General features: G+C 69.6%; 11 protein-coding genes, 1 tRNA gene and 1 pseudogene. 9 read left to right on the top strand and 4 right to left on the bottom strand.

Annotation, left to right across the window (positions count from 1 at the left end; genetic code table 11):
* The first annotated feature begins 62 nt into the window (after positions 1-62).
* Positions 63-3,050 (top strand): UPF0182 family protein, encoded by a 2,988-nt coding sequence (locus tag G6039_RS01970; RefSeq protein ID WP_174824780.1) that lies wholly within the window; start codon positions 63-65, stop codon positions 3,048-3,050.
* Between the two features lie 255 nt (positions 3,051-3,305).
* Positions 3,306-3,382 (top strand) — tRNA-Met (locus G6039_RS01965).
* A 51-nt stretch (positions 3,383-3,433) separates the two neighbouring features.
* On the opposite strand, the gene G6039_RS01960 is transcribed toward G6039_RS01965, so the two are convergent.
* Positions 3,434-5,077 carry an acyl-CoA synthetase gene (locus tag G6039_RS01960; RefSeq protein WP_029544536.1) on the bottom strand — a complete coding sequence of 548 codons (1,644 nt, stop codon included), beginning with the start codon at positions 5,075-5,077 and terminating at the stop codon, positions 3,434-3,436.
* Between the two features lie 181 nt (positions 5,078-5,258).
* Between G6039_RS01960 and G6039_RS31175 the strand changes: the two genes are divergently transcribed.
* Both G6039_RS31175 and G6039_RS30415 read left to right on the top strand, forming a co-directional pair.
* On the top strand, positions 5,259-5,462 hold the full coding sequence (locus tag G6039_RS31175) for a hypothetical protein (RefSeq protein WP_051359198.1): 204 nt from the start codon (positions 5,259-5,261) through the stop codon (positions 5,460-5,462).
* Positions 5,408-5,674, top strand: a pseudogene (locus G6039_RS30415) (potassium channel family protein); the annotation flags it as partial. The gene G6039_RS31175 and the pseudogene G6039_RS30415, both read left to right, overlap by 55 nt.
* Before the next feature lie 86 nt (positions 5,675-5,760).
* On the opposite strand, the gene G6039_RS01950 reads toward G6039_RS30415, so the two are convergent.
* The 3 genes from G6039_RS01950 to hisN all read right to left on the bottom strand — a co-directional run bounded on the left by G6039_RS01950 (position 5,761) and on the right by hisN (position 9,290).
* A complete protein-coding gene (locus G6039_RS01950) occupies positions 5,761-6,969 on the bottom strand; it encodes an acyl-CoA dehydrogenase family protein (RefSeq protein ID WP_029544531.1) in 1,209 nt (402 codons plus the stop codon).
* 43 nt (positions 6,970-7,012) lie between these two features.
* Positions 7,013-8,404, bottom strand: a complete 1,392-nt coding sequence (locus G6039_RS01945; protein WP_006940622.1) for an acyl-CoA dehydrogenase family protein — start codon at positions 8,402-8,404, stop codon at positions 7,013-7,015.
* Between the two features lie 100 nt (positions 8,405-8,504).
* Positions 8,505-9,290, bottom strand: coding sequence for a histidinol-phosphatase (gene hisN / locus G6039_RS01940; protein WP_006940620.1), 786 nt, complete (start codon positions 9,288-9,290; stop codon positions 8,505-8,507).
* 79 nt (positions 9,291-9,369) lie between these two features.
* Between hisN and prfB the strand changes: the two genes are divergently transcribed.
* The 5 genes from prfB (at position 9,370) to ftsX (ending at position 13,524) form a co-directional block, all read left to right on the top strand.
* On the top strand, positions 9,370-10,494 hold the full coding sequence (gene prfB, locus G6039_RS01935; RefSeq protein WP_029544529.1) for a peptide chain release factor 2: 1,125 nt from the start codon (positions 9,370-9,372) through the stop codon (positions 10,492-10,494).
* Positions 10,495-10,572: 78 nt separating this feature from the next.
* Positions 10,573-11,400: a mechanosensitive ion channel family protein gene (locus G6039_RS01930; RefSeq protein WP_373566485.1), complete on the top strand. Its 828-nt coding sequence runs from the start codon at positions 10,573-10,575 to the stop codon at positions 11,398-11,400.
* Entirely contained in the window at positions 11,397-11,837 is a 441-nt protein-coding gene (locus G6039_RS01925; RefSeq protein ID WP_029544527.1) for an Rv3103c transmembrane domain-containing protein, read from the top strand. The genes G6039_RS01930 and G6039_RS01925 overlap by 4 nt, the downstream gene beginning before the upstream one ends.
* Before the next feature lie 31 nt (positions 11,838-11,868).
* Positions 11,869-12,558 carry a cell division ATP-binding protein FtsE gene (gene ftsE / locus G6039_RS01920; RefSeq protein ID WP_029544525.1) on the top strand — a complete coding sequence of 230 codons (690 nt, stop codon included), beginning with the start codon at positions 11,869-11,871 and terminating at the stop codon, positions 12,556-12,558.
* Between the two features lie 60 nt (positions 12,559-12,618).
* On the top strand, positions 12,619-13,524 hold the full coding sequence (gene ftsX, locus G6039_RS01915; protein WP_006940612.1) for a permease-like cell division protein FtsX: 906 nt from the start codon (positions 12,619-12,621) through the stop codon (positions 13,522-13,524).
* The last annotated feature ends 43 nt before the right edge of the window (positions 13,525-13,567 follow it).

The following is a 13,567-nucleotide window of genomic DNA, read 5'->3' as shown; positions in this document are numbered from 1 at the left end:
GTGACAGTCGGGGTGAACAGCTGCGGCGCGTTCGCGTCGCCGGAGAATTGGGAGTGTGGCACGTGGGCATGAGGCCCCCCACCGGAGTACCTTCGCTGTCGAAACGCAGCAAGATCCTGCTGAGCCTGGCCGTGGTGGCCGCGGTGCTGCTGCTGGTCGGTCCCCGACTGGTGGACGCCTACACCAACTGGCTGTGGTTCGGCGAGGTCGACTTCCGTGACGTGTACCTGAAGGTGCTGTTGACCCGGATCGTCCTGTTCCTCCTCGTGAGCCTGTTCGTGGGCGGTGTGGTGTGGCTGGCGCTGCTGCTGGCGTACCGATCGCGGCCGGTGTTCGTGCCCGCATCCGGGCCCAACGACCCCATCTCGCGGTATCGCACCACGGTGATGACCCGGCTGCGCACGTTCGGCCTCGGCATTCCGATCGTGCTCGGCCTGCTGTCGGGCCTGATCGCGCAGGCGAGCTGGGTGACCGTGCAGATGTTCTTCAACGGCGGCTCGTTCGGCACCACGGACCCCCAGTTCGGGCTGGACGTCGGGTTCTACGCCTTCGACCTGCCGTTCTACCGCTTCCTGCTGAACTGGATGTTCGTGGCGGTCATCCTGGCGCTCTTCGCCAGCCTGGTCACCCACTACATCTTCGGCGGCATCCGGCTCGCCGGCCGCGGCGGCAGCCTCACCCGCGCCGCCCGCATCCAGCTGGCCGTGCTGGCCGGGATCTTCGTTGCGCTCAAGGCGATCGCGTACTGGCTCGACCGGTACGCACTGCTGTGGAGCGGGCGCAAGGAGCCCACCTTCACGGGCGCGGGCTTCACCGACATCAATGCCGTGCTGCCCGCGAAGCTGATCCTGATGGCGATCGCGGTCATCTGCGCGGTGGCGTTCTTCGCGGCCATCGTGCTGCGCGACCTGCGCATCCCGGCGATGGCGACGGCCCTGCTCGTGCTCTCGTCGATCCTCGTCGGGGCCGTGTGGCCGCTGGTGGTCGAGCAGTTCTCCGTCCGGCCGAACGCCGCCGTCAAGGAGTCCGAGTACATCGAGCGCAACATCGCGGCGACGCGTGAGGCCTACGGCATCACGGACGAGATCGTGGAGTACCGGGATTACCCCGGCGTGGGCACCACGTCACCGCGCAACGTGCCGGCGGACGTGACCACCATCGCCAACACCCGCCTGCTCGATCCCAACGTGCTGCCGCGCACCTTCACCCAGCAGCAGCAGCTGAAGAACTTCTACGGGTTCCCGCCGTCGCTGGACATCGACCGGTACGAGATCGACGGGGAGCGCGAGGACTACATCGTCGCCGCCCGCGAGCTGTCGCCGTCGAGCCTGACGGGCAACCAGACCGACTGGATCAACAAGCACACGGTGTACACCCACGGCAACGGCCTGGTCGCGGCTCCCGCCAACCGGGTGAACGCGGCCGCCAGCGAGTCCGCGGAAGAGGCCGCGAACAGCAACAGTGGCTACCCGGTGTACATGGTCAGCGACATCGCATCGCTCGAGTCGGGCAACCAGGTGATTCCGGTCGAGCAGCCGCGGATCTACTTCGGTGAGGTCATCGCGCAGGAGGAGCCCGACTACGCGATCGTCGGTGCCGCCGAGGGGGAGGCCCCGCGGGAGTACGACACCGACACCGCGCAGTACACCTACACCGGCTCGGGTGGCGTCTCGATCGGCAACTGGTTCAACCGGCTCGCGTTCGCGTCCAAGTACGCCGAACGCAACATCCTGTTCTCGAGCGCCATCGGCAGCGAGTCGAAGCTGCTGTTCAACCGCGACCCGCGGGACCGGGTGACGAAGGTCGCGCCGTGGCTCACCGCCGACGGCGACGCCTATCCCGCCGCGGTCGACGGGCGCATCGTGTGGATCGTCGACGCCTACACCACGCTCGACAACTACCCGTACGCGCAGCGCAGTTCCCTCGAAGGGCTCGTCGAGGACAGCGTCGACCAGAACACCGGCCGGCTGCTGCCCCGCAAGGAGGTCTCCTACATCCGGAACTCGGTGAAGGCGACGGTCGACGCGTACGACGGCACCGTGACCCTCTACCAGGTCGACGACCAGGACCCGGTCCTGAAGGCGTGGATGGGTGTCTTCCCCGATGCGGTGACCCCGCAGGATCAGATCTCCGACGAGCTCCGCTCGCACTTCCGGTACCCGGAGGACCTGTTCAAGGTGCAGCGCGAGATGCTGGCGAAGTATCACGTGGACGACCCGCGCGAGTTCTTCACCAACAACGCGTTCTGGTCGGTGCCGAGCGATCCGACGGTGGACACGACCGCGAACCAGCCGCCGTACTACGTGCTGATCGGTGACGAGGAGACGGCCCGCCCGTCGTTCCGGCTCACCTCGGCGATGGTGGGCTTCAACCGGCAGTTCCTGTCCGCGTACATCTCGGTGGACTCGGACCCGGACAACTACGGCAGGTTCACGATCCTGCGGCTGCCGACCGACACCCAGACGTTCGGTCCCGAACAGACGCAGAACGCGATGATCTCCGACACGCGCGTCGCGTCGGAGCGGACCCTGCTCGAGAGATCCAACCGGATCCAGTACGGCAACCTGCTGACGTTGCCCATCGCCCAGGGCGGGATCCTCTACGTCCAGCCGATGTACACGGAACGCAGTTCGGCGACGGGGAGCACGTCGACGTTCCCGCAGCTGTCCCGGGTGATCGTCAGCTATCGCGAGCCCGGCCCTGCCGGCGGCGTGCGCATCGGCTACGCCCCCACCCTCGCCTCGGCGCTGGACCAGGTCTTCGGGGCCGGTGTCGGCAGTGCGGCCACCGCGCCGGGTGGCGAGTCGGCGCCCACCGCGCCGGTCGAGGGGACGGAGCAGGACGGTCAGGCAGCGGCTCCGGCGCCCGCTCCGGCGCCGAACCCCGCTCCCGCCCCGGCTCCCGCGGACCGGGCGGCCGCGGTCGCCGAACTCGACGCGGCGCTGGCCGAGCTCAGTGCGGCCCAGAGCACGGGCGACTTCGCCGCCTACGGCCGGGCGCTGCAACGGGTGCAGGCGGCCGTGGACGCGTACCAGTCCACCGGCGGCTGATCCCTTCCGCGACGAACGGGGCCCCGCGCACGAGGTGCGCGGGGCCCCGTCGGTTCGAGGACGACTCGGCGTCCGGCCGGGGCAGCCGCTCTCGCACTGCAGGTCGGCCGCCTCGCCACGCGATTGTTATTCCACCGTTATGTGAGCGGGGTCGTCGCGCGAGTGTGTCCCAGGACACAGGATGAGGGGCGAAAACGGCCTTCGCCCAGGCGATTTGCATTCCGTTCATCGGGCCGTGTAACTTCGTTCTTGCAACGCGGGGTGGAGCAGCTCGGTAGCTCGCTGGGCTCATAACCCAGAGGTCGCAGGTTCAAATCCTGTCCCCGCTACCAAGTGGAAGGGCCCGGCACCGGATCATCCGGTGCCGGGCCCTTCCCATGTGCTCAGGGCTTCATGTCGACAAGCACGCGTCGCAGCAGCTTTCCCGTCGCGTTGCGCGGCAGTTCGTCGAGGAAGACGACGTCGCGCGGGACCTTGTAGCGGGCCAGGTTCGCCTTGACGTACTCCTTGATCTCCTCGGCGTCGCGCTCGGAGCCCTCCGCCGGCACCACGAAGGCGCGCAACCGGTGACCGAAGTCCGGATCCTCCACGCCGACCACCGCGGCGTCGAACACGTCGTCCCGCTCGACGAGGAGGTTCTCCACCTCGAGCGGGTACACGTTCTCGCCGCCGGAGACGATCATGTCGTCGTCTCGGCCGTCGACGAACAGCAGCCCGTCCTCGTCGAAGTGCCCCACGTCGCCGGTCGAGAGCAGACCGTTGATGCGCTCCTTGTCCCGGCCGTCGGTGTAGCCGTCGAAGCTCAGACCGCTCGCGACGAAGATCCGGCCCACCTCGCCGGGCGTCGTGATCCGGTTGCCGGCCTCGTCGTACAGTTCGACCCGGCACGTCACCGGCGGCCGTCCGGCCGTGCCCGGCGCCCGGCGGATGTCCTCGGGAGTAGCGACCGTGGCCACCGCGCATTCGGTGGAGCCGTACAGGTTGTGCAGCACGTCGCCGAAGTATTCACGGGTACGCCGGCACACGTCCGGCGACAGCGCGGACCCGGCGGAGAAGATGATCTGCAGGCTCGACGTGTCGTACCGCCCGATCGTCTCGCCGCCGAGGTCCAGGATCCGCTGCAGCATGGTCGGCACGACGACCAGCACGTTGGCCCGGTGCCGCTCGATCAGGCGAACCGTCTCGAGCGGATCGAACCGTCGCTCCATCACCACCGTCTGCCCCAACGCCAGGGCGAGCCCGAACTGCGAGATTCCGGTCCCGTGGAACGCCGGCGCCGCCATCAGCATCGTCTGTCCCGGCCGCAGCGGTACCCGGTCCAGGAACTGCGCCGAGGCGAGCGGCGACGTGCGCTCGCGCGGGGCGCCCTTGGGTGTGCCGGTGGTGCCGCTGGTGAGCAGAACGAAACCGCCCAGCGTGCTCGGCGGCGGAACGGCGGACCCATCGAACTGCGCGAGCACGGACTCGATGCCCGGTGGGCCCGGCTCGTCGCCCTCGGGCCACGAGCTGTAGGTCCGTACCTCCGGCGGCAGGGCGGCCGCCACCGCCGCGAACTCGGCGTCGTAGACGAAGGTGCCCACACCTTCGCGCGCGGCGACGTCCGCGAGCTGCCGCGGAGCGAACCCGGTGTTCATCATGACCAGCTTGGCGCCGAGCTTGGCGGCGGCGAGCATGGTGAGAACGAGTCCGCGATGGTTGCGGGCCATCAGGCCCATCACGTCCCCCGCCGCGACGCCGTCGGCCTGCAGCGCCCGCACGAGCGCGTTCGACTGCGCCTCGAGTTCCTGGTAGCTCAGCCGGCCACGCTCGTCGACGAGGGCGACGGCGTCGAAGCCACGCGCGGCGTGGGCGTGCACCGGTCCGGCGAACGGACCGTAGCGGCTCACCGCGACGAGGGTGCCGATCCCGTGGTCCACCCGGGGGAAGTGCAGCAGCCCGGAGCGGGCGAGCACCCGTACGGCGCCCAGCGTGTCGGTCACCCCCCCGGCGGCACCGGTGATCCTGTCGATGATGTCCTGCCCGGGCATGCTGTCCCCTTCGAGCTCGTGCCGGATTCGCGTCACCGCAACCCTAGTGGTGACGCGCCTCACAGTCATGGACATTCGTCCGAATTGCCGGCGGGCACCCGGACGGGAGGCGATTCCGGCCCGCGCGGCGGTGACGGCAGGATCCGTTCGTGATCCGATACCTCGCCTCCGGGGCGTTCGAGTGACCGAGGAACGGTGGCGCCGCCTGTCCGAATGGCCGATGGCCACCGCGGCGGGGATGTTCCTGGCCGCGTACGCATGGCTGGTGCTCGCCCAGCCGGCGGACGGCACGGCGCGGGTGGGCGAGGCGGTGATGGTGCTCACCTGGGTGTCACCACGGTCGGCTACGGCGATTTCGCCCCCGTCACGGCCACCGGCCGGCTGATCGCGGCCGCCCTGATGATCGCGGGCATCGCCCTGCTCGGTGTCGTGACGGTCACGTTGGCGTCCTGGCCGGTCGAGCGTGTGGGCGAGCAGGACGAGGCGAGCCAGGCGGTGACACGGGCGCAGGTGGCCGCGCTGACGGTCGAGGTGGTCGCCCTCCGCGAAGATCTCCGCCGCGCACGTGAGGACGATTCCGCCGGCTCTCGCGTGTAGCGGACCGCCCCCGGAGCGCGAGAGGGCCCCCACCGTCGGTGCCTACGGCGGGGGCCCGACCCCTCGGAGAAGTGGTCTGTGACCTGCTACTTCAGCTCGGTGCTCGACAGGCCCAGCAGCCGCCGCGCGATGATGAGCTGCTGGATCTGCTGGGTGCCCTCGAAGATGTCGAGGATCTTCGAGTCGCGCGCCCACTTCTCGAGCAGCGGACGCTCGGAGTAGCCGTAGGTGCCGGCCAGTTCGACGGCCTTGAGGGTGACCGCGGTGCCGGTGCGGCCGGCCTTGGCCTTGGAGATCGAGGCCTCGAGCGAGTTGGGATGCTTGTTGTCGGCCATCCACGCGGCCCGCAGCGCCTGCAGGTAGGCCGCCTCCCAGTCGGCCTCGAGTGCGAGGAACTCGGCGGCCGCGGCGTGCTGGTTGCAGGCCGGGATGTCGTAGGACACCTCGACGCCGGCCTCGGCGAGGATGCCGCGCAGTTCCTCGAGCGCCGCGCGGGCGACGCCGACGGCCATGCCGGCGACGATCGGGCGGGTGTTGTCGAAGGTCTGCATGACCCCCGCGAACCCCTTCTCGACGTTCACCTCGGGGCTGCCGAGCAGGTTGTCCTTCGGGATCCGGCAGTTGTCGAGCACCAGGACGGCGGTGTCGGAGGCCTTGATGCCGAGCTTGTGCTCGAGGCGCGCCACGCTCAGGCCGGGGGCGTCCCGCGGGACGACGAACGACTTGATCGCCGCGCGCCCCTTCGACCTGTCGACGCTCGCCCACACCACCACGTGGGTCGAGCGCTCGCCGGCGGTGACGAAGATCTTCTCGCCGTTGAGGACCCACTCGTCGCCGTCGAGGACGGCGGTGGTGGTCACGGCGGCGGAATCGGAGCCGAAGCTCGGCTCGGTGATCGCCATCGACGCCCACACCTTGCCGAAGCGTTCGAGCTGCTCGTCGGTGGCGACGGCGGCGATCGCCGAGTTGCCGAGCCCCTGGTAGGGGATCGACAGGGTGAGCCCCACGTCGCCCCAGCAGGTTTCGATCACATTGAGCAGCGACGCCATGTTGCCGCCGTTGACGTTGCCGGCCTGCTTCTTCGGCTCGTCGCCGCGGCCGAGCGCCGCGCCCGAGGCGCCCTGGCCGGAGTCGTTCAACCCCTCGACCATCGCGGCCATCGTGTCGAGCTCGACCGGGTACACGTGCTCGGCGAGGTCGTACTTGCGCGAGACGGGACGGAAGATCTGCGCGGCGACCTGGTGCGCCTGGTTCGCCGACGCCTTGAGCCTCTTGGGAAGTTCGAGATTGATCATCACAGATTCCTAGGTGTGAGGTGACGCTGCCGGATCGGGCGGCTCAGACGAGGACGACGCCCTCGGCGACGCCCACGGCGCGCAGGTCGCGGTACCAGCGTTCGACGGGGTGTTCCTTGGTGAAGCCGTGGCCACCGAGCAGCTGGACGCCGTCGAGGCCGATCCGCATGCCCTTGTCGGTGGCGAGCTTGCGGGCCAGCGCCGCCTCCCGGGCGAAGGACAGGCCCTGCTCGGCGCGGGCCGCGCCGCGCAGCGTGACCAGCCGGATGCCGTCGAGCTCGATCTTCATGTCGGCGACCATGAAGGCGACGGCCTGCCGGTGGCTGATCGGTTCGCCGAACGCCTCCCGTTCGTTGACGTAGGGGACGACGTAGTCGAGCACGGCCTGCCCGGTACCCATGGCGAGGGAGGCCCAGCCCAGGCGGGCGAGGCGGACCGCGTCCGCGTACTGCTCGGCGCGTGCGTCGGCGTCCGCGTCGCCGAGCAGGGCGGCCTGCGGGACGGCGACGTCGGTCAGATGCAGCCGGCCGAGCCCGGCGGCACGCAGGCCCATCGACGGGTCGGCCTCGATCGCGACGCCCTTGCTGTCGGACTCGACCAGGAACAGCGACGGCTTTCCGTCGAGCTCGGCGGCGACGACGAACAGCTCGGCGCTGCCGGCGGCCGGCACGAGGGACTTGACGCCGTTGAGCCGGTAACCGCTGGGGGAGCGCACCGCCTTGGTCTGCAGCGCGAACGGGTCGAACAGGGCGCGCGGCTCGGTGATCACGACACAGGCCTGCGGGACGTCGTCCCCGGCGAACGCCGGCAGGTAGGTCCGCTGCTGCTCCTCGGTGCCCCACTGGGTCAGGGCGACCGCGACGCCGCTCGGCGCGAGGATCGGCAGGGCCAGCCCCATGTCGCCGTGGGCGAGCGCCTCGGCGACGAGCGCGTTGGTGACGGCGCCCCGCTCGGTGGCGGCTCCTTCGAACGTCTCGGGCACATTGACGAGGGTGATGCCGAGTTCGGCGGCCCGGGCGAGGAGGTCGGTGGGGGCGGCGGCCGCCTCGTCGGCGTCGTGCGCGGCGGGCCGCAGGATCTCGGCGGCGAACTCGCGGACGGTCTCGGCGATCATCTGCTGATCGTCGGTGGGGGTCAGGTCGAACAGGTCGGTGCGGACGGCGGGGTCGAGGCGCTGAGGTGCGTTGCCGCCGGTGACCTTCTTGAAGGTGCGGGTGGCGGCGCCGAGCGTCTTGAAGCCGGTCTTGGTGGACTGGTAGGTCACCCGGTCGATGGCCTGTCGGAGGTTGTACCGGTCCGCGAGCTCCGAACCGGTGATCCGCGTGAGCACCCGCATCGCGGCGCCCATGGCGTCCCGTCGGAGGGGATTCAGGCCCACCGCGGACGTGTCGCGAGGGGTGTTCCGGGCCACACTCTCTTGCTTGCTCATGATCACCAGAAGTTTCTCGATGTGGGGACGGACACCACTACCTTACTCCGGAGTAAGGTAGGTGTCTACTATCGAGTAAGTTCGGGGTGGGCGGGAGCCGCGCGGATCACCGCAGGCGCGTGAGCACGCCCTCGTGCAGCGCCCCGTTGGTGGCTACCGCGCTGCCGCCGTGCGGGCCGGCCGCACCGTCCAGATTCGTGAACCGGCCTCCCGCCTCCCGGATCAGCACGTCGAGCGCGGCCAGGTCCCACAGGGACACCTCGGGCTCAAGTGCGATGTCGACCGCACCCTCCGCGAGCAGGCAGTACGAATAGAAGTCGCCGTAGGCCCGCACCCGCCACACCTCGTCGGTGAGCGCGACGAACTCGTCGCGCCGACCGCGATCGCGCCAGCCGGACAGGCTCGAGAAGCTCAGCGACGCCGCGGACAGGTCGGTGACCTGCGAGACGGCGATGCGGCGCGGCTCTGCGCCGTCGTGCGCCATCCACGCGCCCGCGCCCGCCGCGGCCCACCAGCGACGGTTCAGCGCCGGGGCGCTCACCACCCCCACCACGGGCACGCCGTCGTCGAGCAGGGCGATGAGGCTGGCCCACACCGGCACGCCGCGCACGAAGTTCTTCGTCCCGTCGATCGGATCGACCACCCACTGCCGGCCGGTGAACACCGCGTCGCCGCCGAACTCCTCGCCGAGGATCGCGTCGCCCGGGCGCTCGGCGCCGAGGGTGCCGCGCACGGCGCGTTCGACGCCGAGATCGGCATCCGACACCGGTGTCAGGTCCGGCTTGTCGGTGACGGTCAGGTCGAGGGCGCCGAACCGGGTGCGCGTGATGGCGTCCGCCTCGTCGGCGAGGCGCAGGGCGAGGTCCAGATCGGCCGAGAGGTCGGTGCTCATGCCTCAGACGCTAGCCGAGAGCCCACCGGGCCCCGAGCGGTGGCGAGGTACCGCCGCACACCCGGTAACCTTGGGAATCGTGCATCCCGATGTTTCCGCAGACCTGGCCGAACTGGCGACCACCCTCGAGACCGTCGAGGCGGTTCTCGACGTGGACGAGCTGCGTCGGCGTATCGACGAACTCGAGCACCAGGCCGCCGACCCGGAGCTGTGGAACGACCAGGAGCACGCGCAGCAGGTCACCAGCCAGCTCTCGCACGCCCAGGGCGAACTGCGCCGCGTCGAGGAGCTGCGCTCCCGGCTCGACGACCTACCGGTGCTCTACGAACTCGCCGAGGGCGAGGAGGGTGAGGACCGCGCCGCCGCCATGGCCGACGCCGACGCCGAGCGGGCCGGCCTGCGCACCGACATCGAGGCGATGGAGGTGCGCACGCTCCTGTCCGGCGAGTACGACCAGCGCGACGCGCTGGTCAACATCCGCGCCGGCGCCGGCGGCGTCGACGCCGCGGACTGGGCCGAGATGCTCATGCGCATGTACATCCGGTGGGCCGACAAGCACGGCTACCCGGTCGAGGTGTACGACACCTCGTACGCGGAGGAGGCCGGCATCAAGTCCGCGACCTTCGCGATCAAGGCGCCCTACACGTACGGCACCCTGTCGGTCGAGATGGGCACCCACCGGCTCGTGCGGATCAGCCCCTTCGACAACCAGGGCCGCCGCCAGACGTCGTTCGCCGAGGTCGAGGTGCTGCCGGTCGTCGAGACCACCGACCACATCGACGTCGACGAGAACGACATCCGCGTCGACGTGTACCGCTCGTCCGGCCCGGGCGGGCAGTCCGTCAACACCACCGACTCCGCGGTGCGCCTGACCCACATCCCCACGGGCATCGTCGTCACCTGCCAGAACGAGAAGTCGCAGTTGCAGAACAAGGTTTCGGCCATGCGCGTGCTGCAGGCCAAGCTGCTCGAACGCAAGCGGCAGGAGGAGCGCGCGGAGATGGACGCGCTCAAGGGCGACGGCGGCAGCTCGTGGGGCAACCAGATGCGCTCCTACGTCCTGCACCCGTACCAGATGGTCAAGGACCTGCGCACCGAGTACGAGGTGAACAACCCGGCCGCCGTCCTCGACGGCGACATCGACGGGTTCCTCGAAGAGGGCATCCGGTGGCGCATGCGCGAGAACCAGAAGCAGAATCAATAACACGGCTACGGAGGATCCACCCTGTTTCCCGGTACCAGGCTCCTCGACTGGCTGTCGACCAGCGGTCTGCAGATCGCGCTGACCGTGCTCGGCGCTGTCCTCGTCGCGCGGTTCGTCAGCTGGACCGGCGGCCGCATCACCCGCCGCATCGACGAGACGTATCAGCAGTCCGACGCGCTGGTGCGCTCGGAGGTGACGAAACACCGGCACTCGGTGGCGCAGGTGATCACCTGGGTGGTCATCACGTTCGTCTACATCGTCGCCACCCTGAAGGTGTTCGACTACCTCGCGCTGCCCATCGGCAGCCTGGTGGCCCCCGCGACCGTCCTCGGCGCGGCGCTCGGCTTCGGCGCCCAGCGCATCGTCCAGGACATTCTCGCCGGATTCTTCATCATCACCGAACGGCAGTACGGGTTCGGTGACACGGTCCAGATCTCGGTCACCGGGGCCTCCGCCGACGCCGTCGGCACGGTCGAGGACGTCACCCTGCGCGTCACCAAGCTGCGCAACGCCGCCGGCGAGGTCATCACCGTGCCCAACGGGCAGATCAACAAGGCCGTCAACCTCTCCAAGGACTGGGCCCGTGCGGTCGTCGACGTGCCGATCCCGGTCACGGCCGACATCGCGGAGGTCAACGACATCCTGCACGAGGTCGGCGTCAATGCCTTCGAGGACGAGAAGCTGAAGGAACTGCTGCTCGACGAGCCCACCGTGATGGGCGTCGAGAGCCTCGAGGTCGACCAGGTCAGCGTTCGCATGGTCGCGCGCACCCTGCCCGGCAAGCAGTTCCAGGTGGGACGGGAACTGCGCGTGCGGGTCGCGCTCGCGTTGCGCCGGCAGGGCCTCACCGTCCATCCACAGCTCGACACGTCCACCCCGATCCACGGGATCGAGGCGGTGCGGTGAGCGAGCCTCGCAGGTTCCACATCCCGGACCACGTCTTCGGCGGCCGGCTGCGTACCGCCACCCTGGCCCTGTGCCTGGTGTGGCTGGGGCTGTGGGTGCTCTACCTGTACCTCAACCCGGAGGAGGAACAGGGCACGGCGACGGCGCCGCCGGGCGCGGTGGTCGTCAGCGAGACGCCGTACGTGCCGTACGTGCCCGAGCCCACCACCGCCGAACCGAGCCCCACGTCGACCACTACGGAGCCGACCCCGACGACGACCACGCCGGCGCCGACCGGGACCGGATCCACGCCCGGCGGAGCGGGTTCGCGCACCGTTCCCGAGGCCCCGGCCCCGACGACCACGACGACTCAGCCCGGCCTGCGGCTGCCCGAGATTCCGATTCCCGGCCTCGGCGATTCGTCCCCCGCCGAACCTACCGGCGAGTCGGTTCCTTAGGTCACCGTCCGATAACGGCTAGCATGGCGGCGTGATCCGCCTGGAGAATGTGTCCAAGTCGTACAAGACGTCGACCCGGCCCGCCCTCGACAAGGTGAGCGTCGAGATCGACAAGGGCGAGTTCGTCTTCCTCATCGGCCCGTCCGGTTCCGGGAAGTCGACCTTCCTGCGGCTGCTCCTGCGTGACGACACGCCCACCTCCGGTGACATCCACGTGGCGGACTTCCACGTCAACCGCCTGTCGGCGCGCCGGGTGCCCAGGTTGCGGCAGAACCTCGGCTGCGTATTCCAGGACTTCCGGCTGCTGCAGCGCAAGACGGTGGCCGAGAACGTCGCGTTCGCGCTCGAGGTGATCGGCAAGCCCCGCTCGGTCGTCGCTCGCACCGTGCCCGAGGTGCTCGACCTCGTCGGCCTGTCCGGCAAGGCCGACCGCCTGCCCACCGAACTGTCCGGCGGCGAACAGCAGCGCGTCGCGATCGCCCGGGCCTTCGTGAACCGGCCCCTGGTGCTCATGGCCGACGAACCGACCGGCAATCTCGACCCGGACACCAGCCAGGACATCATGATGCTGCTCGAGCGCATCAACCGCACGGGCACCACCGTGCTCATGGCCACCCATGACCACCACATCGTCGACTCCATGCGGCGCCGCGTGGTCGAGCTCGATCTCGGTCGGGTCGTGCGCGACGAGGCGCGCGGCGTCTACGGCGTCGGTCGCTGACCGCGCTCCTCCGCTCCCATCGCTCTCGCCCCTCCGGCAACCGAAGGACTTCGACACTCCATGCGTGCCAGCTTCATCCTGAGCGAGGTCGTCACCGGCCTGCGCCGCAACCTGACCATGACCGTCGCGATGATCCTGACCACCGCGATCTCCCTCGGCCTGTTCGGCGCGGGTCTGCTCGTCGTGCAGATGGCCGACAAGACGCAGCAGATCTTCCTCGACCGGGTCGAGGTGCAGGTGTTCCTCACCGACGACATCTCGACCCTCGACCCCGACTGCGAACAGGACATCTGCCGCACCCTGCGCTCGGACCTCGAGAACACCCCGGCGGTGGTGTCGGTGCAGTACCTCAACCGCGAGGACGCCGTCGCCGACGCGACCGAGCGGGTCTTCAAGGACCAGCCGGAGCTCGCCGAGCTCGTCAGTGCCGAGAGCTTCCCGGCCTCGTTCAAGATCAAGCTCTCGGATCCCGACCGCTTCGGGGTGATCGAGGACCAGTTCGCCGTCCGTCCCGGCGTCGACAGCGTGCTCAATCAGAAGGACCTCGTCGAGCGGCTGTTCAGCGTGCTGGGCGGCGTCCGCAACGCCGCATTCGCGATCGCCACGGTCCAGGCGGTCGCTGCGATCCTGCTCATCGCGAACATGGTGCAGATCGCCGCGTTCACCCGCCGCACCGAGGTGGGCATCATGCGGCTGGTCGGCGCCACCCGCTGGTACACCCAGCTGCCGTTCCTGCTCGAGGCCGTCGTGGCGGCCGTGATCGGCGCGGCGCTGGCGATCGCGGGGTTGTTCGTCGCGAAGGGCGCCTTCGTCGACGAGGTGCTCTCGGAGGTCTACGAGGCCAACATCGTCGCCCGCATCTCCAACAGCGACGTGCTGCTGGTCTCGCCGATCCTGGTGCTGGTGGGCGTCGGCATGGCGGCCCTGACCGCCTACGTCACCCTGCGCCTGTACGTGCGTGAATAGCCGCGCGTCGGTGCGCGGGAATATCTCGTTGCGTCCGCTACCT

This window comes from Rhodococcus aetherivorans (assembly GCF_011058165.1).
Lineage (GTDB): Bacteria > Actinomycetota > Actinomycetes > Mycobacteriales > Mycobacteriaceae > Rhodococcus > Rhodococcus aetherivorans.
This window is presented reverse-complemented; position numbering and strand designations above follow the sequence as displayed.